The organism is Mycobacterium sp. GA-1285 (assembly GCF_001499905.1).
Classification (GTDB): Bacteria; Actinomycetota; Actinomycetes; order Mycobacteriales; family Mycobacteriaceae; genus Mycobacterium.
The window spans coordinates 73,633-90,760 of sequence record NZ_LQIS01000007.1 but is presented as its reverse complement, the minus strand read 5'-3'; the positions used below and the strand labels follow the sequence as shown (position 1 = coordinate 90,760).

Annotated in this window: 19 protein-coding genes and 1 pseudogene; 12 read left to right on the top strand and 8 right to left on the bottom strand. The window is 68.2% G+C overall.

Annotated elements, in window-relative coordinates; genetic code table 11:
- The first annotated feature begins 7 nt into the window (after positions 1-7).
- Positions 8-793: an alpha/beta fold hydrolase gene (locus AU193_RS06020; protein ID WP_064421491.1), complete on the top strand. Its 786-nt coding sequence runs from the start codon at positions 8-10 to the stop codon at positions 791-793.
- Here AU193_RS06020 and AU193_RS06015 read toward each other — a convergent pair.
- The gene (locus AU193_RS06015) at positions 767-1,021 is read right to left on the bottom strand and encodes a hypothetical protein (protein ID WP_064421444.1); all 255 of its coding nucleotides are present in this window, start codon (positions 1,019-1,021) and stop codon (positions 767-769) included. The two genes, AU193_RS06020 and AU193_RS06015, sit on opposite strands and share 27 nt — an antisense overlap.
- Positions 1,022-1,092: 71 nt before the next feature.
- On the opposite strand from AU193_RS06015, the gene AU193_RS06010 reads away from it, so the two are divergent.
- Positions 1,093-2,088 carry a GlxA family transcriptional regulator gene (locus AU193_RS06010; RefSeq protein WP_064421443.1) on the top strand — a complete coding sequence of 332 codons (996 nt, stop codon included), beginning with the start codon at positions 1,093-1,095 and terminating at the stop codon, positions 2,086-2,088.
- 14 nt (positions 2,089-2,102) lie between these two features.
- Here AU193_RS06010 and AU193_RS06005 read toward each other — a convergent pair whose 3' ends face one another.
- Positions 2,103-2,978 (bottom strand): A/G-specific adenine glycosylase, encoded by an 876-nt coding sequence (locus AU193_RS06005; protein WP_064421490.1) that lies wholly within the window; start codon positions 2,976-2,978, stop codon positions 2,103-2,105.
- On the opposite strand from AU193_RS06005, the gene AU193_RS06000 reads away from it, so the two are divergent.
- A complete protein-coding gene (locus tag AU193_RS06000; protein ID WP_064421442.1) occupies positions 2,977-3,597 on the top strand; it encodes a carbonic anhydrase in 621 nt (206 codons plus the stop codon). The two genes, AU193_RS06005 and AU193_RS06000, sit on opposite strands and share 2 nt — an antisense overlap.
- Before the next feature lie 91 nt (positions 3,598-3,688).
- The gene (locus AU193_RS05995) at positions 3,689-4,444 is read left to right on the top strand and encodes a hypothetical protein (RefSeq protein ID WP_064421441.1); all 756 of its coding nucleotides are present in this window, start codon (positions 3,689-3,691) and stop codon (positions 4,442-4,444) included.
- Between the two features lie 16 nt (positions 4,445-4,460).
- Here the strand turns inward: AU193_RS05995 and disA are convergent, their stop codons facing one another.
- The 3 genes from disA to AU193_RS05980 form a co-directional block, all read right to left on the bottom strand.
- Positions 4,461-5,579 (bottom strand): DNA integrity scanning diadenylate cyclase DisA, encoded by a 1,119-nt coding sequence (disA, locus tag AU193_RS05990; protein WP_064421440.1) that lies wholly within the window; start codon positions 5,577-5,579, stop codon positions 4,461-4,463.
- Positions 5,580-5,621: 42 nt separating this feature from the next.
- Positions 5,622-7,022 (bottom strand): DNA repair protein RadA, encoded by a 1,401-nt coding sequence (radA, locus tag AU193_RS05985; RefSeq protein WP_064421439.1) that lies wholly within the window; start codon positions 7,020-7,022, stop codon positions 5,622-5,624.
- Positions 7,023-7,097: 75 nt separating this feature from the next.
- The gene (locus tag AU193_RS05980; protein ID WP_064421438.1) at positions 7,098-7,664 is read right to left on the bottom strand and encodes a hypothetical protein; all 567 of its coding nucleotides are present in this window, start codon (positions 7,662-7,664) and stop codon (positions 7,098-7,100) included.
- 328 nt (positions 7,665-7,992) lie between these two features.
- Between AU193_RS05980 and carD the strand changes: the two genes are divergently transcribed.
- The 4 genes from carD to rlmB all read left to right on the top strand — a co-directional run bounded on the left by carD (position 7,993) and on the right by rlmB (position 11,383).
- Complete coding sequence (gene carD / locus AU193_RS05975) at positions 7,993-8,481, top strand: RNA polymerase-binding transcription factor CarD (protein ID WP_003888533.1); 489 nt, start codon at positions 7,993-7,995, stop codon at positions 8,479-8,481.
- A 5-nt stretch (positions 8,482-8,486) separates the two neighbouring features.
- Positions 8,487-8,966 carry a 2-C-methyl-D-erythritol 2,4-cyclodiphosphate synthase gene (ispF, locus tag AU193_RS05970; protein ID WP_064421437.1) on the top strand — a complete coding sequence of 160 codons (480 nt, stop codon included), beginning with the start codon at positions 8,487-8,489 and terminating at the stop codon, positions 8,964-8,966.
- Positions 8,967-9,037: 71 nt separating this feature from the next.
- The gene (gene cysS / locus AU193_RS05965) at positions 9,038-10,438 is read left to right on the top strand and encodes a cysteine--tRNA ligase (RefSeq protein WP_064421436.1); all 1,401 of its coding nucleotides are present in this window, start codon (positions 9,038-9,040) and stop codon (positions 10,436-10,438) included.
- Positions 10,439-11,383 carry a 23S rRNA (guanosine(2251)-2'-O)-methyltransferase RlmB gene (gene rlmB / locus AU193_RS05960; RefSeq protein ID WP_064421435.1) on the top strand — a complete coding sequence of 315 codons (945 nt, stop codon included), beginning with the start codon at positions 10,439-10,441 and terminating at the stop codon, positions 11,381-11,383.
- Here the strand turns inward: rlmB and AU193_RS05955 are convergent.
- The gene (locus tag AU193_RS05955) at positions 11,380-12,306 is read right to left on the bottom strand and encodes an MBL fold metallo-hydrolase (RefSeq protein ID WP_064421434.1); all 927 of its coding nucleotides are present in this window, start codon (positions 12,304-12,306) and stop codon (positions 11,380-11,382) included. The two genes, rlmB and AU193_RS05955, sit on opposite strands and share 4 nt — an antisense overlap.
- 370 nt (positions 12,307-12,676) lie before the next feature.
- Here AU193_RS05955 and AU193_RS23530 point away from each other — a divergent pair.
- Positions 12,677-12,883 (top strand): annotated as a pseudogene (locus tag AU193_RS23530) (WhiB family transcriptional regulator); the annotation flags it as partial.
- A gap of 108 nt (positions 12,884-12,991) precedes the next feature.
- Here AU193_RS23530 and AU193_RS05950 read toward each other — a convergent pair.
- Together AU193_RS05950 and bluB are read right to left on the bottom strand one after the other, a co-directional pair.
- Positions 12,992-13,750: a LamB/YcsF family protein gene (locus AU193_RS05950; protein WP_064421433.1), complete on the bottom strand. Its 759-nt coding sequence runs from the start codon at positions 13,748-13,750 to the stop codon at positions 12,992-12,994.
- Positions 13,747-14,418 (bottom strand): 5,6-dimethylbenzimidazole synthase, encoded by a 672-nt coding sequence (gene bluB / locus AU193_RS05945; RefSeq protein WP_064421432.1) that lies wholly within the window; start codon positions 14,416-14,418, stop codon positions 13,747-13,749. Before bluB ends, AU193_RS05950 begins: the two co-directional genes overlap by 4 nt.
- Positions 14,419-14,511: 93 nt before the next feature.
- Between bluB and AU193_RS05940 the strand changes: the two genes are divergently transcribed.
- The 3 genes from AU193_RS05940 to AU193_RS05930 are packed head-to-tail and all read left to right on the top strand — an operon-like array spanning position 14,512 to position 17,118.
- Positions 14,512-15,462 (top strand): metal ABC transporter solute-binding protein, Zn/Mn family, encoded by a 951-nt coding sequence (locus AU193_RS05940; RefSeq protein ID WP_253867647.1) that lies wholly within the window; start codon positions 14,512-14,514, stop codon positions 15,460-15,462.
- Positions 15,449-16,252 carry a metal ABC transporter ATP-binding protein gene (locus AU193_RS05935; protein ID WP_253867639.1) on the top strand — a complete coding sequence of 268 codons (804 nt, stop codon included), beginning with the start codon at positions 15,449-15,451 and terminating at the stop codon, positions 16,250-16,252. The genes AU193_RS05940 and AU193_RS05935 overlap by 14 nt, the downstream gene beginning before the upstream one ends.
- Positions 16,252-17,118 carry a metal ABC transporter permease gene (locus AU193_RS05930; protein WP_064421431.1) on the top strand — a complete coding sequence of 289 codons (867 nt, stop codon included), beginning with the start codon at positions 16,252-16,254 and terminating at the stop codon, positions 17,116-17,118. The genes AU193_RS05935 and AU193_RS05930 overlap by 1 nt, the downstream gene beginning before the upstream one ends.
- Positions 17,119-17,128: the final 10 nt, after the last annotated feature.

The following is a 17,128-nucleotide window of genomic DNA, read 5'->3' as shown; positions in this document are numbered from 1 at the left end:
TGTCGGAATGCAGTCACCAGGGGGTTCGCGAACCCCGCTCACCCACCGCGGCGGGAGGGGCCGACCGCTCGTGTTGGTGCACGGCCTGATGGGACGGGGCAGCACGTGGTCGCGACAGCTGCCGTGGTTGACCCGGCTGGGTGAGGTCTACACCTACGACGCACCCTGGCACCAGGGCCGCGACGTCGACGGCGTCCGGCCGATCAGCACCGAGCAGTTCGTCGCCGAACTCGGCGACGCGGTGGCGGGCATCGGTGCGCCCGCGGTCATGGTCGGCCATTCGATGGGCGGACTGCACTCGTGGTGTCTGGCCGCGACGCGGCCCGATCTCGTGGCGGCGTTGGTGGTCGAGGACATGGCACCGGACTTCCGCGGTCGCACCACGGGGCCCTGGGAACCGTGGCTGCACGCGTTGCCGGTCGAATTCGATTCCGCCCAAAGAATTTACGACGAATTCGGTCCGGTGGCGGGTCAGTATTTCCTCGAGGCGTTCGACCGCATCCCGAGCGGCTGGCGACTGCACGGCCGAACCGACGTCTGGATCGAGATCGCCGCCGAGTGGGGCACCCGCGACTACTGGCGCGAGTGGAAGGCCGTCCGCGTTCCCGCGTTGCTGATCGAGGCCGGCAACTCGGTCACCCCGCCGGGGCAGATGACCCGGATGGCGGAGTCGGGTCCCCGCACCACGTATCTGCGCGTGCCCGAGGCCGGTCACCTCGTCCACGACGATGCGCCGCAGGCTTACCGGCAGGCGGTCGAATCGTTCTTAGCGACGCTCCCCGACCGCACCTGAGGACGGCCAGACGGGCTGGCGCTCGAAACGGGTGCGGATCGCGTCGAGGTCGTGTTCGAGACGCAACAAGTCGCGGTCGTCCTCGAACACCCGGCCTGCCATCGGTGCGGCCGTGCGGAACTGGTCACGGCGCAACCGGAGGTGCCCGGAGCGGCTGGCGGCCCAGGCGAGCGCGGCCGCCACCGCCACCGGGGAAACGAGAACCAGGAGTGCCAGTAAAGTGTTCATGGCAGTAACTATTCGCCAGATAAAATTCCGCCAACAGTGGCAGGAATGACACCTCGAGATAAAATTCTGCCATGTCAATCAGGAGCGTATCGGTGCTCGTCCTGGACAATCTGGCCGTATTCGAATTCGGCGTCATCTGCGAGGTCTTCGGTATCGACCGCTCCGGCGACGGGGTCCCCAAGTTCGATTTCAAGGTGTGCGGTCCGGATCCCGGCAAGCCGCTTCGCACCTCGGTGGGTGTGGCCGTGACCCCCGATCACGGCCTCGACGACCTGATCGGCGCCGACCTGGTCGCCATCCCGGCGATCGGAGGGTCGGAGTATCTGCCCGAGGCCCTGGCCGCCGTCCGGGCCGCCGCCGAGTCGGGCTCGATCATCCTCACGGTGTGTACGGGCGCGTTCGTCGCGGGCGCCGCCGGCCTGCTCGACGGCAGGCCGTGCACGACGCACTGGATGCACGCCGACGACCTCGCGCGCCAGTATCCGACGGCCAAGGTCGATCGCAACGTGCTGTTCGTCGACGACGGAAACCTGATCACCAGCGCGGGCACCGCGGCCGGCATCGACGCGTGCCTGCACCTGGTCCGGCGTGAACTTGGCAGCGAGGTGACCAACAAGATTGCGCGCCGCATGGTGGTGCCGCCCCAACGAGACGGCGGTCAGCGCCAGTACATCGACCAGCCGATCCCGGTGCGGTGTTCGGAACGCTTTGCGCCGCATCTAGATTGGATACTGGCCAACCTCGACAAACCGCACACGGTGGCCACGCTGGCCGCCCGCGCGCACATGTCGGCGCGTACCTTCGCGCGGCGGTTCGTGGAGGAGACGGGGCGCACGCCGATGCAGTGGGTGACCGATCAACGTGTGCTGTACGCGCGGACCCTGTTGGAGGAGACCGATCTCGACGTCGACCGGATCGCCGAACGCAGCGGCTTCGGCACAGCTACGCTGCTGCGCCACCACTTCCGCAGGATCATCGGGGTGACGCCGTCTGACTACCGTCGCCGGTTCGCCTGCGGCACGGGGGAACCCGACCCCGACGCTGGGACTGACATGGCCTCGGCCTGACCTCGAGCCGTGGCTCAGCCACCCTCTCCGGCGAGCGCGAACCGGCCGTCGTCGGTCTGCTCGACGAGACCGTCGACCAGAAGTGAGTCCAGTGCCCGGTCGCGCTGCGCGGTGTCGGACAGCCACGCGACGTCCAGCTGCGCGCGGGTGACCGGAGAGTCGTTCCCGCGCAGGACATCCAGCAGTCTGCCGCGTACCTGCCGGTCGGTGCCCGCATAGCGTTGAACACGCCGCGCGGGCGAATCCGGCGCGGGGTAACCCCGAGCGCGCCACGCGCATGAACTCAGCGGACACAGTCCGCATCGGGGCGCACGCGCGGTACACACCGTCGCGCCCAGCTCCATCAAGGCGATCGAGAACTTCGGCGCCAGATCGGTTTCGGGCAGCAGAGCCTCGACGTCGGCGAGGTCGCGCGGCGTCGACGACGAAGCGGCGTCGGCGCGCCCGTGCACGACCCGGCTCACCACCCTGCGAACGTTCGTGTCGACCACCGGCACCCGGTCGCGGTAGGCGAAACAGGCGATCGCCCGCGCGGTGTAGGCGCCGACGCCCGGCAGCGTCAGCAACGTCTCCACGTCCGACGGCACTACGTCGCCGTACTGCTCGGCGATCACCGTCGCGCATTCGTGTAACCGCTTGGCGCGGCGGGGATACCCGAGCTTTCCCCACGCCCGCAGGACATCGGCCGCGCCGGCCGCCGCGGTCGCCGACGGCGTTGGCCACCGCCGCACCCACGCGCGCCAGACGGGCTCGACCCGCGCGACGGGCGTCTGCTGCAGCATGAATTCGCTGACCAGGATCTGCCACGGGGTGACCCCCGGGCGGCGCCACGGCAGATCTCGCTGCTCGCGGCCGTACCAATCGACCAATTGGTGCACAATGTCGGTCATGCCGAACACCAGCCCAGTGACCGCGTGGAAAGCACTCAAAGAGGGTAACGAGCGATTCGTCGCAGGAAAGCCCGAGCATCCGAGCCAGGGAGTCGAGCATCGCGCAAGTTTGACCGGCGGGCAGAAGCCGACCGCGGTGGTGTTCGGCTGCGGGGACAGCCGGGTGGCGGCCGAACTGATTTTCGACCAGGGTCTCGGCGACATGTTCGTGGTGCGCACCGCCGGACATGTGATCGATTCGGCCGTGCTGGGCTCCATCGAGTTCGCGGTCTCGGTGCTCGACGTGCCGCTGATCGTCGTGCTGGGGCACGACAGCTGCGGTGCTGTGAAGGCGTCGCTGTCGGCTCTCGACGAAGGCGTGGTGCCCGGCGGTTACGTGCGCGACATCGTCGAGCGGGTGATGCCGTCGATCTTGCAGGGTCGCCGTGAGGGATTGGGAAGGGTCGACGAATTCGAAGCCCGCCATGTCGCCGAGACGGGCGCGCAACTGATGGCCCGGTCGACGGCGATCGCCGAGAAGGTCACCGCGGGCGACCTGGCGATCGTGGGGGCGACGTATCACCTCGCCGACGGTCGGGTGGTGTTGCGGGACCACATTGGGGAGATCGGCGAAGGCTGACGGGGTCCGTCGCTCTTCGCGCAAGCGTTCATCGGGCGACACGCCGGGCGACCTCGGCCGATAAGGCGTGACCTGGCCTTACCGTGAGGTTGTGCTGGATCTGGAACCGCATGGCCCGTTACCGACGCAGATCTACTGGCGTCGCAGGGCTCTGGCGCTGGGCATCGCGGTCCTCGTGATCGGCGTGATCGCCGCCATCGTGGTCGTGGTCGTGAAGAACACCGGGGGCACCGACGCGAAGGGCGCCGAGTCTCCCACCGCGGCAGGCGCGCCGACGCCGCTGCCGGGGGAGAACCCCGAGGTCAAAACGCCGGTGATGCCGCCGGCGCAGAACGCGCCGCCGCCCACCCCGACACCCACGGCGGCCGTCGCACCGCCGCCGGTGCTCAACGAGGGCGACGACTGCCCGGACTCGACGTTGGCGGTCAAGGGCATCACCAACCAACCGCAGTACGTCGTCGGTGAGCAGCCGAAGTTCACGATGGTCGTCACCAACATCGGGCTCGTCGGCTGCAAGCGCGACGTCGGCGCCGCCGTGCTGGCCGCCTACGTCTACTCGCTGGACAACGCCCGCCTCTGGTCGAACCTCGACTGTGCGCCGTCGAATGAGACGCTGGTCAAGGCGTTCCAGCCGGGTGAGCAGGTGACCACCGAAGTCACCTGGACGGGCATGGGTTCCGCGCCTGGCTGCCCGCTGCCGCGACAGCCCATCGGGCCCGGCACGTACAACCTCGTCGTGCAGCTGGGCAATCTGAGGTCGGCCACGGTGCCGTTCATCCTCGCCGCGCCGCAGTCGCCGGAGCACGGCGGTGGCCAGGCCCCGCCGCCGGGGCCAGTACCCAACTGAGGGTCTCGGCGCAGGCTCAGGCCAGCCGGTCGGCGATCGTCGACTCGGCCAACTGCGAGAGGCCCTCCCGGATGTGGCGTGCCCACATCGAGCCGATCCCCTCGACCGACTGGAGGTCGCCGGCGCTGGCCGCCAGCAGACCCTGCAGCGAGCCGAACGAGCGAACCAGCAGGTCGACATGCGCGAACTGCAGCCGCGGGATGCCGGCCATCGCGCGGTAGCCTCGCGAGCTCATCGCTGAATCCTGCGCCTCGATCGTCGACGGATAACCGAAAACCCTTGCCAGCGTTGTGAAGTCCAGGAGCTCGCTGTCGGAGAGCGCGTCGAGTTCCTCGAGCGTGGCACTGACCTGCGCCGCCGACGGAGGGTCCGGGTTCGCGTGATAATCACGCACGATGAGTTCGCGCGCGGTGTCGTTGTCGCCGACGAGTTCGTCGAGCTGGAGTTTGAGCTGACGGCCGTCGGTGCCGAGTTCGACCACGTAGGAATCGATTTCGAGGCTGATTCGGCGGACCATCTCGAGGCGCTGCACCACGGTCATCACGTCGCGCAGTGTGACGAAGTCTTCGATCTCGGCCGTCGACAGCTGCCTGCCGACCTCGTCGAGGCGCGTCTTGTAGCGCTCGAGGGTGTCGATCGTCTGGTTGGCGCGCGAGAGAATCGTCGCCGAGTCGGGGATCACGTGCCGTTCACCGGCGACGTAAACGGTCACGATGCTCATCGAGTGACTCACCGAGATCACCGGATAGCCGGTTTGGATCGCCGCGCGCTCGGCCGAGCGGTGCCGGGTTCCGGACTCCTCGGTCGGGATAGACGGATCGGGCACCAGTTGCACGTTGGCCCGCAGGATGTGGGCGCCGTCGCTGGAGAGCACCACCGCGCCGTCCATCTTCGACAGCTCGCGCAAGCGTGTGGGCGCATAGCGGACGTCGAGGGAGAAGCCGCCATCACAGATGGCCTCGACGCTCTCGTCGTATCCGATCACGATCAAGGCGCCGGTGCGGCCGCGCAGGATGCGCTCCAAACCGTCGCGCAGGGCTGTTCCCGGTGCCAACCGGGCGATCGTCTCGCGCATGGTGGGCCGCGCCAATGGCACCACCGTGCGTCTCGATCTGCCACCCGACTTCACGGCCATCGCCCCTCCCTAGGATCGGCCGTCATTGCACATCTTTGCTGATCATCTTTGCTGATCTTTGCCGACTTTGCTGATATCGCGCAAAACCCGCAACGCCGAACCGATGTCGTGGGCGGTGATGGCCCGCAGACCGGCGGGTACCGAGGTCACGCCGGGAGGTACCACCGCCGAGGTGAAGCCGAGCCGGGCCGCTTCGGCCAGGCGGCGGTCCATTCCGATGACCCGGCGCAGATCACCGGCCAGGCCCACCTCCCCGATGGCCACAGCGGCGGCGGGCATCGGCAGGTCCATCTTGGAGGACGCGATGGCCACCGCGATCGCCAGGTCCGCCGACGGATCGGTCAGACGCATGCCGCCCACCGTGGACAGATAGATGTCGTGTGCGCCGACCGACAGGCCCGCGTGCTTGTCCAGAACCGCGGTGATCATCGCGGCGCGCGACGAGTCGATTCCGCTGACGGCGCGGCGGGCGGTTCCGTTGGCCGGCGCCCCGATCAGCGCCTGCACCTCGCCGATCAACGGGCGTTTACCGTCCAGCGTGACCGTGATCGCGGTACCCGCAACAGGTTTGGGCCGTTGGTCGCGAAACAGTCCGGACGGGTCCGCGACGCCCTCGATCCCGTTGTCGTGCAACAGGAAACAGCCGACTTCGTCCGCGGCGCCGAAGCGGTTCTTGATGCCGCGGACCATCCGGAGCGACGATGCGCGGTCGCCCTCGAAGTGCAGGACGACGTCGACCAGATGCTCGAGCGAGCGCGGACCCGCGATCGCGCCGTCCTTGGTCACGTGGCCGACGAGGATCAGAGCGACGCCGGATGCCTTGGCCGCCATCGTCAATGCGGTGGTGACCGCCCGTACCTGGGTGACCCCGCCGGTGACACCGTCGGCCTCGGTGGTGGACATGGTCTGGACGGAGTCGACCACCACCAGGCTGGGCCGCACCTCGTCGATGTGTCCGAGCGCAGTGGCCAGATCCGACTCCGCGGCCAGGTACACCTCGTCGTGGGTACAGGCCGTGCGTTCCGCACGCATCCGGATCTGGCCCGCCGACTCCTCACCCGAGATGTACAGCGCGCGTTTCCCGGCCACCGCCCACCGGTGCACCACCTCCAACAAGAGCGTCGACTTGCCGACCCCCGGATCGCCGGCCAGCAGGGTCACCGATCCGGGAACCAGCCCCCCGCCGAGCACCCGGTCCAGCTCGGCCACACCGGTGTGGCAGTGGCGGGTGCGCCCGGGATCGATCGAGCTGATCGGCACGGCCGCGCAGGACGGCGCGACCGAATGTCGCGTTCCGGCTCCGGCCACCGCGGACAGCACGGCCACCTCGTCGACCGTGCCCCAGGTGCCGCATTCGGGGCAGCAGCCGACCCATTTGAGGGTGACGTGGTGGCACTCCGAGCAGCGGTACTGCGAGCGCGTTTTGGCGCCACCTTTGGCCACGCAGTGACGGTAGCCGTCGCTTCCGACAGAACCTGACAGAAACTCAATGCCAAGCGGTCGTGTCGCGGATTCGGCTCAGTGTCCGCCGCCGTGCCCGCCCGCTTCGACGGCTTCGCCGCGACGCGGGGTCTCACCGGCGGAGATCGGCACCCGCACGGTCGTCTCGCCTGCCTTCTCGAACTTGAACGTGAAGTCGTAGACCAGACCGTTGGTGATCGGCTTGCTCAAAGTGACCTTCGCTTCGGCGGCTTCGGCGGCCTCAACGCTCTCCAACGGCGTGATCTGGCCGTCCGGTGCGCCGACCGTGAGCATGCCGCTCGCGGGCACCGTGGTGTCACCGGTCAGCGTGACCGCGCCGACCTCGGAGGTGATCGACTCCAGCTTGTCGGGCTGGGCGGGCGAAGTATTGGCCGCCACGAAGATCAGCTCGACCTCTTTGCCCGGCCGGACGAAGTCGGTCACTTGTTCGGCCCGCAGGTGCACGTTGCGTAACGCGATCGCGCCGACGTTCGCGCTGGTGCCGTTGACGGCCGGCTCCTGGGTGGTCATCTGCGAGACCTGCCCGGAACTGCAGCCGACGAGCGCCCCGCCGAGGACAAAGGCGGCGGCCAGCCCGCAGGCGGCCAGTTTGAAGCGGTCCACTCTTGCCTCCTGCTCGGCCGTCGAAGCGACCGATGCGATCGGTCGCGCAATTCGACTATGCACAGTAGTAGGTGCGTGCGGGCGGCGGTAGCTGAGGTCCGCGAGGTCGTCCGGAACCCTCGGACGGCTATGGCCGAAGCGCCGCCGCCAGTGATCGACGGCCTGCCCTCCGCTACCTCGTAGACGTCTCCGGGAAAGCCGAGCCATGCACGGATTGGTCGGCGTGTCAACCCCCAGTGTTCACCTGAGGTGCCCCTGACCTGCACCGTTGGTGCACGCCCTGCTGGGCCCCGTGCTAGCATTGCAGTGTGAAAGGGGCTCGAAACTGATGATTTTCAAGGTCGGAGACACCGTTGTCTATCCCCACCACGGTGCTGCGTTGATCGAGGCGATCGAAACCCGAACCATCAAAGGCGAACAGAAGGAATACCTCGTCTTGAAGGTCGCCCAGGGTGACCTCACGGTTCGCGTGCCCGCCGAGAACGCGGAGTATGTCGGGGTGCGCGACGTGGTCGGACAAGAGGGTCTGGACAAGGTTTTCCAGGTGCTCCGCGCCCCCCATACCGAGGAACCGACCAACTGGTCGCGGCGGTACAAGGCCAATCTCGAGAAGTTGGCCTCGGGTGACGTGAACAAGGTCGCCGAGGTGGTCCGCGACTTGTGGCGGCGCGATCAGGAGCGTGGCCTGTCGGCGGGTGAGAAGCGGATGCTGGCCAAGGCACGCCAGATCCTGGTGGGCGAGCTTGCTCTCGCCGAGAACACCGACGACGAGAAGGCCGCGACCATCCTCGACGAGGCACTCGCCGCCGCTTCCTGAAGCCGATGACGAGCCTGCCAAGGGTCGGGCTCGGCACCGACGTACACCCCGTTCAGGCGGGGCGGCCGTGTTGGTTGCTGTGCCTGCTGTTCGACGGGGCCGACGGCTGCGCAGGCCACTCCGACGGTGACGTCGCGGCACATGCGCTGTGCGATGCGCTGCTCACCGCGGCTGGGCTCGGCGACCTCGGCGAGGTCTTCGGCACCGGTCGCGACGAGTGGCGCGACGCCGGCGGAGCCGACATGCTTCGTCATGTGCATCAGCTCGTCTCCGCGCGGGGCTTCCGGATCGTCAACGCGGCGGTCCAGGTGATCGGCAACCAGCCGAAGGTCGGTCCGCGCCGAGGCGAGGCGCAGGAACTCCTGTCCGAACTGCTCGCCGCCCCCGTGTCGGTCAGTGCGACGACCACCGACGGTCTGGGCCTGACCGGCCGCGGCGAGGGTCTGGCGGCGATCGCGACGGCATTGGTGGTCGAGCGCGATTAGGCCGGTAAGCTGGCCCGTCGTGAGCGGAGCGAACGGTCGGACGCGGTGAGCGCAGCGAACGGTCGGCCAAAGTGACCGACCTGCGGCTGTACGACACCATGACCGGCGCTGTACGCGACTTCGTTCCGGTGCGCCCCGGGCACGCTTCGGTCTACCTCTGCGGTGCCACGGTCCAGGGTCTGCCGCACATCGGGCATGTGCGCAGCGGAGTCGCATTCGACGTTCTTCGGCGCTGGCTTCTGGCGAAGGGCTACGACGTCGCGTTCATCCGCAACGTCACCGACATCGACGACAAGATCCTCAACAAGGCGGCCGACGCCGGACGGCCCTGGTGGGAGTGGGCCGCCACCTATGAACGCGCATTCTCGGCCGCGTACGACGCACTCGGGGTACTGCCGCCGTCGGCCGAACCCCGGGCCACCGGCCACATCACCCAGATGGTTGAGCTGATCGAGCGGCTCATCGAGCGGGACCACGCATATGTCGGCAACAGCGACGTCTACTTCGACGTTCTGAGCCTGCCGGGTTACGGCAAGCTGTCCGGTCACAAGATCGACGACGTGCACCAGGGCGAGGGCATCGCGACCGGCAAGCGTGACGAACGTGATTTCACGTTGTGGAAGGGCGCCAAACCCGGTGAACCGTCCTGGCCGACGCCGTGGGGCCGCGGCAGGCCCGGCTGGCATACCGAATGCGTCGCGATGTGCCAGGCGTACCTCGGCGCGGAGTTCGACATCCACGCGGGCGGAATGGATCTGGTGTTCCCTCATCACGAGAACGAGATCGCCCAGGCCGAGGCGGCCGGTGACCCGTTCGCCCGGTACTGGCTGCACAACGGCTGGGTGACCATGGGCGGCGAGAAGATGAGCAAGTCGCTGGGTAACGTGCTCGCGATTCCCGCTGTGTTGCAACGCGTCCGGGCAGCCGAGTTGCGGTATTACCTGGGCAGCGCGCACTACCGGTCGATGCTTGAGTTCTCCGAGACGGCACTGCAGGACGCGGCGAAGGCCTACACCGGTATCGAGGATTTTTTGCACCGCGTCCGCAACCGCGTGGGGGCCGTCGTACCCGGCGAGTGGACGCCGAAGTTCGCCGCGGCGCTCGACGACGACCTCTCCGTGCCGATCGCGCTGGCCGAGGTGCACGCGGCCCGTGCCGAGGGCAATCGCGCCCTGGACGCCGGTGACCACGAGACGGCCTTGGCGCAGGCGATGTCGATCCGCGCGATGTTGGGCATCCTCGGCGCGGACCCGCTCGACGAGCGGTGGGAGTCCAAGGACGAGACGTCGGCCGCACTGGCCGCGGTCGACGTGTTGGTGCGGGCGGAGGTCGAGCGGCGCGAGGACGCGCGGGCACGTCGGGATTGGGCGGAGGCCGACGCGATCCGGGATCGTCTGAAGGAGGCCGGGATCGAGGTCACCGACACCGCCGACGGTCCGCAATGGACGCTGCTCGACGGGCACTCGAAGTAGATGGCTGGAAACTCGAAGCGCCGGGGCGCGGTCCGCAAGCCGGGAACGAAGAAGGGGCCCACGGTCGGGTCGGGTGGTGTGCGGCGACGGGGTTTGGAAGGCCGCGGCGCCACTCCGCCCGCGCACATGCGCCCCAACCATCCTGCGGCGAAGCGGGCGGCGAAGGCGGCCAGATCGCAGCCGCGCCGGCACACCAAAAAAACCGACGAGACCGAGGTGGTGCTCGGACGCAATCCCGTGCTGGAGTGCCTGCGCGCCGGGGTGCCCGCAACGGCGCTGTACGTCGCGTTGGGCGCGGAATCCGACGAGCGGCTGACCGAATCGGTGCAGATCGCCGCCGACGCCGGCATCTCGATCCTCGAGGTGCCGCGTCACGACCTCGACCGCATCGCCGCCAACGGTCTGCATCAGGGTGTGGCGCTGCAGGTTCCGCCGTACAGGTACGCGCATCCCGACGATCTGCTCGCAGCCGTCACGGCCGACGGTTCACCGGCGCTGCTGGTCGCGTTGGACAACATCTCCGACCCACGCAATCTCGGCGCGATCGTGCGTTCGGTGGCCGCGTTCGGCGGCCACGGCGTTCTGATCCCGCAGCGCCGGTCGGCCTCGGTGACCGCGGTCGCGTGGCGTACCAGTGCGGGCGCCGCCGCGCGGCTTCCGGTTGCGCGGGCGACGAATCTCACACGCACACTGAGGAATTGGGCCGACACGGGGCTGCAGATCGTCGGGTTGGACGCCGACGGGGACACCACGGTCGACGAACTGGACGGCTCGGGACCGATCGTCGTCGTGGTCGGCTCCGAGGGTAAGGGGCTGTCGCGCCTGGTACGGGAAACCTGCGACGCGGTGGTGTCCATTCCGATGGCCGGCCCGACGGAGTCGCTGAACGCATCCGTGGCCGCGGGTGTGGTGCTCGCCGAGATCGCCCGTCAGCGCAGGGATTAGAAGCAGACCCACGGATCGGCAGGCTGCCACAGCGTGGGCAGGTGCAGTGCGACGTCGTCGTCGCGGGCCAGCTCCGACAACACCCGCATCGAGACATCGAGGTCGTCGACCGCGTAAGGCAGGGCGCGCAACGGTTCGTGCAGGGGACGGAAGAAGTCGTCCCAGTGGATGAGCACCACGCGGCGCGCCCCCACAGCCTGGACTGTCTCGCGCCAGTAATCGACGAGGTAACGCTGCGGTTGCAGCCCGAGCTGGCCGACCCCGAGGTACACGACGTCTGCGCGTTGTCCGGCCAGTGCGCCGGGAACGAACCCCGCACTGCCGACGATCAGCAGGCGACGATCCGACGGACGGTGGTGAATCAGCGTGGACCACGCCTCACCGCACCGGTACGCCGACACCTTGACCGGCGGAACGACCGGCGCGGTGATGACACCCGGAAACCGGTCGGGCGGACAGTGATTGCCTTCGAAGAGCGTGACCTCGTAGGCGCCCAGCGCGACGCGGTCTCCGGGTTTGACGACCACCAGGCGGTTCTCCGGCAGCCGGTGGCCGCGGCCGATTTGGGCCGCTGATCGGCCGCCGACAAGACGCGCGCCGGTCCGCTCTGCGACCACCGCGCTGTCCATCGCATGGTCGTAGTGGGTGTGCACGGGAAGGACGGCCGCCAGCCGGTCGATCCGCAGACGGGTGAGACAGCCGTCGATGCGCGGTTCCGACGGTGACAACCGCCGCAGCCCGACCTCGCGCAGGCTCGGCCGCGAGAAGAAGCCGTCGGTCAGTACCGCTGATTCGCCGTCGTCGATGAGCAGCGTCGTGACGCCCGCCCAGGTGATCGTCAGGAGTGGGTCCGGCGTCGCAGAGGGGACGTCGAAGTAGCCGTTGTAGTTCTCGAGGTCCGGCCGACCGAACTTGACGCGCATGGCGCCAACCCTATGTGCGGGAGCTCCCGTAGCGGCGCCGGAACTTCTCGAGCTGCGCCCGGCGGTGCCGATATGACGACGCGCGGGCCAGTTTCGGCGATGCCGTCGGTCGCCTTGTCCGCAGATCAGCACGACGGAGTGCACACACACCGATGTTGAAAATGGTTTTCATTAACGTTAGCGTATCGGCCGAGGAGGAACATGTCCGCGCACCGTCAGGTCACCGGCCGAGCACCAGGCTTCGGTCGACGTCGGCACCGGCTACACGTACGTCACGCACGGTCACGGCTCGTTCAGGAATTGGAGGTGTATGGACATGTGGGAGGCGGAACGCCGTGAGCAGACTCGGTGGGCCCGTGCAGAGGATTTCGAGTGGCAGTTGCACGCCAGATGTCGTGGCCTGCCGACGGAGATGTTCTTCGCTTCCGACGGCGAGCGCGGTCAACTCAGGGCAGCGCGCGAGGAGCGCGCGAAGAAGGTGTGTCGGTCCTGCCCGGTTAAGCGCGAATGTCTGCGGTATGCGGTTGCCTCCGCGGAGGCGTGGGGTGTATGGGGCGCAATGACCCCACGAGAGCGGGAATTGATCTTCCGAGGCGCCACGAGTCGGTCGACAACGCGCCGGCAGACCGGGATGCGGCAGGATCGCTTGGCATGGGCGATCGCGATTCGAGGAAGCCGGTGTGAGTCAGGCGAAGGGGGCGATCTCGACGCCCTCGGCGATCAATCGGTCACGCACCGCCGTGGCGATCTGCACGGCACCCGGTGAATCGCCGTGCACGCAAATCGAATCGACGGTGATCGGGATCGTCGAGCCGTCGACCGCGTCGACTCGCCCGGACGACACCATCGACGCGATCCGGTCGGCGATGACGTCCGTGTCGTGCAGGACGGCGCCGCGCTGGCGGCGGTCGACCAGCCGGCCGTCGGGACGGTAGGCCCTGTCGGCGAACGCCTCGGGGACGGTGCGCAATCCGAGCTCTTCGGCCTCGCGAAAGAACGCCGACCCGGTGAGCCCGAGCACCGGAAGGCCGGGATCGACGGCGTGCACGGCCTCGGCGACGGCTCGGGCCTGATCGGTGTTGGTCACGATCGCGAAGTACAGCGCGCCATGAGGTTTGACGTAGGTGACGGTGCTGCCGGCGGTGTGCGCGATCGCCTGTAGTGCACCGATCTGATAGATCACGTCGGCCTTGAGATCCTCGGGCGTCGCGTCGATGAACCGGCGGCCGAACCCGGCCATGTCGCGATAGCTCACCTGCGCGCCGATCCGCACGTCGCGCTCGGCCGCCGCCCGGCATGTCCGCAGGAGCAGGGCAGGGTCACCGGCGTGGAAGCCGCAGGCGACGTTGGCGCTCGTGACGATGTCGAGCATGGCTTCGTCGTCGCCGAGCCGCCAAACCCCGAAACCCTCGCCGAGGTCGGCGTTCATGTCGACGGCTCTCATATCGGGAATCCCGCGGGAGCGGTTGATGGCCAACGGTTTTCGGAGACGAACTCGGCCAGGGGGCGCCCGGTCGTCCATTCGTCGATCTCGAGCTGCGGACGATCCGGGAATCGGGGGACCGGGCCGAGACACAGAATCGCCACGGGCTCGGCGCCCTGCGGCATACCGACCAATTCGGCGAGTTTTCCCGGTTCGAAGATCGACACCCAGCCCATACCGAGGCCTTCCGCACGCGCGGCGAGCCACAGGTTCTGGATGGCGCATGACACCGAGGCCACGTCCATGTGCGGAAGGGTGCGCCGCCCGAACACATGCTCTTGTCTGCCGTCGCTTAACGCGACGACCAGGAGCTCGGCGCACTCCAGGATTCCTTCGACCTTGAGAGCCAGAAACTCCTCGCTCCGCGGGCCCAACGCCTCGGCGGTCCGCACACGCTCCTCGTCGACCAGGTCGTGGATGCGTTGCCGTAACCGGTCGTCGGTTATCCGGATGAATCGCCAGGGCTGCATCAGGCCGACGCTCGGCGCGGCGTGCGCGGCTTGCAACAGCCGCGCCAGCACGTCCTCGGGTATCGCCGCGCCGGGCAGGAACCGGCGCATGTCACGGCGTTCGGCGATCACCCGATAAACCGCGCGCCGTTCTTCGACATCGAACGCGTGCTGGTTCACGCGGCCAGCTTAGGCGTCCGACAGCCTGCCATGACGCTGGCCGTACGGTCCGGCGCGCGCCCGCTATTGGAAACGGTTATCGTTATCGGCGTGATGACTTCGCGGATTCGCATGGTTTTCGCCATTGCGGTGGTGGCCGCTCCGTTCGGCATGGCGGCGTGCTCCGGCGGTGACGAGCGCGCCCAGCAGACAAGTGCCGCTCCATGTCCGGTTCGACCGGTCGACGTCGTCGTCAGCATCGACCAGTGGGGCGACATCGTCTCGCAGCTGGGCGGGGCCTGCGCGACGGTCGCCACGGTGCTGGCCCGCTCGGCGGCCGACCCGCACGACTTCGAGCCCGCCCCGTCGGATGCGGCGAAGTTCGACGGGGCTCAACTCGTGGTCCTCAACGGTGGCCACTACGACGAGTGGGCGGTCCAGCTCGCCGCGACTACGGCCCCGGACGCGCCGGTCGTGGAGGCGCTGGCCGTCGAGCGCCAGGACCACCCGGATCACCAGAACCACCAAGGTGAGACCAACCCCCACGCCTGGTATGACCCCGCAGCGGTGAGTGCCCTCGCCGATGCGGTCACCGCCGCACTGCGGCAACTCGCACCGGAGGCGGCGGGGTACTTCGACGAACGTCGCGACGTGCTCGCGCAGAATCTCAAGCCGTACCATGAGCTCATCGATTCCCTGAAGGCGCAAGCGTCCGGCAAGAGCTACGCGGCGACCGAGACGTCATTCGACGACATGGGCGCGGCGCTCGGTCTGGTCAACCGCACCCCTGGCGGCTATCAGGTCGCGTCGTCCAACGACTCCGAACCGTCCCCGGCCGACCTCGGTGCCTTCCTGCAACTGCTGTCCGACCGTGGTGTGGACGTCCTGATCTACAACGTGCAGACCGAAGGCGCTGTCCCGCAACAGCTTCGGACAGCTGCCGAACAGTCCGGGGTTCCGGTGGTCGAGATCACCGAGACGCTGCCACCGGACGCGGATTCTTTTCAGAGCTGGCAGGTCGACCAGTTGGTCGCACTCGGCGAGGCGCTCGGTGTCGCAACCTGATTCGAAATCCGATGTGGAACCCGGCGCCGAGCACCCGGCGCTGACCTTCGACGACGTCAGCGCGGCGCGCGGCGGCCGGCTGATCTGGTCGGAGGCGACCTTTGAGGTGCCCGCAGGCGGCATCGTTGCCGTCATCGGGTCGAACGGGGCGGGAAAGACGACGTTGCTGCAGATCGTGCTCGGCCTGGTGCCGCCGGCATCCGGCCACGTTCGCGTCTTCGGCCAACCGGCCGGTGCGCTCAACAGGTCGATCGGCTACGTCCCGCAGAACTACGCGTCGGGCTCCGGCGAGGCGATCCGTGCGCGCGACGCCGTGATGCTCGGTCTCGTCGGCCACCGGTGGGGTTTCGGGTGGCCGAGTCGTGCGGACAACCGTCGCGTGGACGAGGTGCTTGCCGCCGTCGACGCGACCGCGGTGGCGCACAAACGGCTGTCGCAACTGTCCGGCGGCCAGCGTCAGCGGGTCGCGTTGGCCGAGGCGCTGGTCGCCAAACCCCGGATGTTGATCCTCGACGAGCCGCTGGCCGCGCTCGATCTGCGCAGCCAGCGCGAGATCGTCGCCGTGCTCGAACGGATCAGCAAGGAGTTCGGGGTGACGATCCTGGTCGTCGCACACGACCTCAACCCATTGCTGGGCGTGTTGACCAGTGCCATCTACCTGCTCGACGGACATGCGCACTTCGACACCTTCGACGGCGTCGTCGACGAGACGCTGCTGAGCCACCTCTACGGCACCCGAGTGGAAGTCGTGCATACGCCGCAGGGCGATCTGTACATGCGGAGGACGTGATGAACACGACCATCGTCGCGCTTGGCTATCAAGACAATTGGTGGCAGATCCTCACCTCGGCCTTCATGCGCAACGCCTTGATCGGCGGCACGATCGTCGCCCTGGCCGCCGGGCTGATCGGGTATTTCGTCGTCGTGCGCAACACGGCCTTCGCCGCCCATGCACTGGCTCACATCGGGCTGCCGGGCGCGACGGGGGCAGTGCTCGTCGGCGTTCCCGTCGGGGTGGGCCTCGGCGTGTTCTGCATCGGCGGTGCCCTGGTGATCGGAGCGCTGGGCCGCCGGGCAGGTGACCGCGAGGTGGCCACGGGAACCGTACTGGCCATGGCGACCGGTCTCGGATTGTTCTTCAACTCGCTGGCGGCCAAAAGCTCGAGCACGCTGACCAACGTCCTGTTCGGCAACCTGCTGGCGATCTCGCGGCAGCAGATCACGACGTTTGCGGTGCTGGTGGTGGTGTTGGCGCTGTGCATCGCGATGATCTACCGGCCGCTGCTGTTCACCTCCGTCAACGCCCAGGTGGCCGACGCCAAGGGTGTTCCGGTGCGCGCTCTTTCGGTGGCGTTCATGGCGCTGCTCGGCCTGGCGGTGACGATGGCGGTGCAGGCGGTCGGCACACTGCTGCTGTTCGCGCTCGTCGTCAGTCCCGCCGCCGCGGCGATCATGTTGACACCACGACCGGGCCACGCGATCGCCCTGTCCACGGGGTTCAGCCTCGCCGCGGTATGGGCGGGTTTGGGGCTGTCGGCGATGTTCAACGCGCCGCCCAGCTTCGTGATCGTGACGGTTGCGTGCAGCGTCTGGGCCGTGATGTGGGCCGGGCAGCGCGGACTGCGACGAACCGCCGATCGGGTGCTGGTCACCTGAGCGCGAGGCG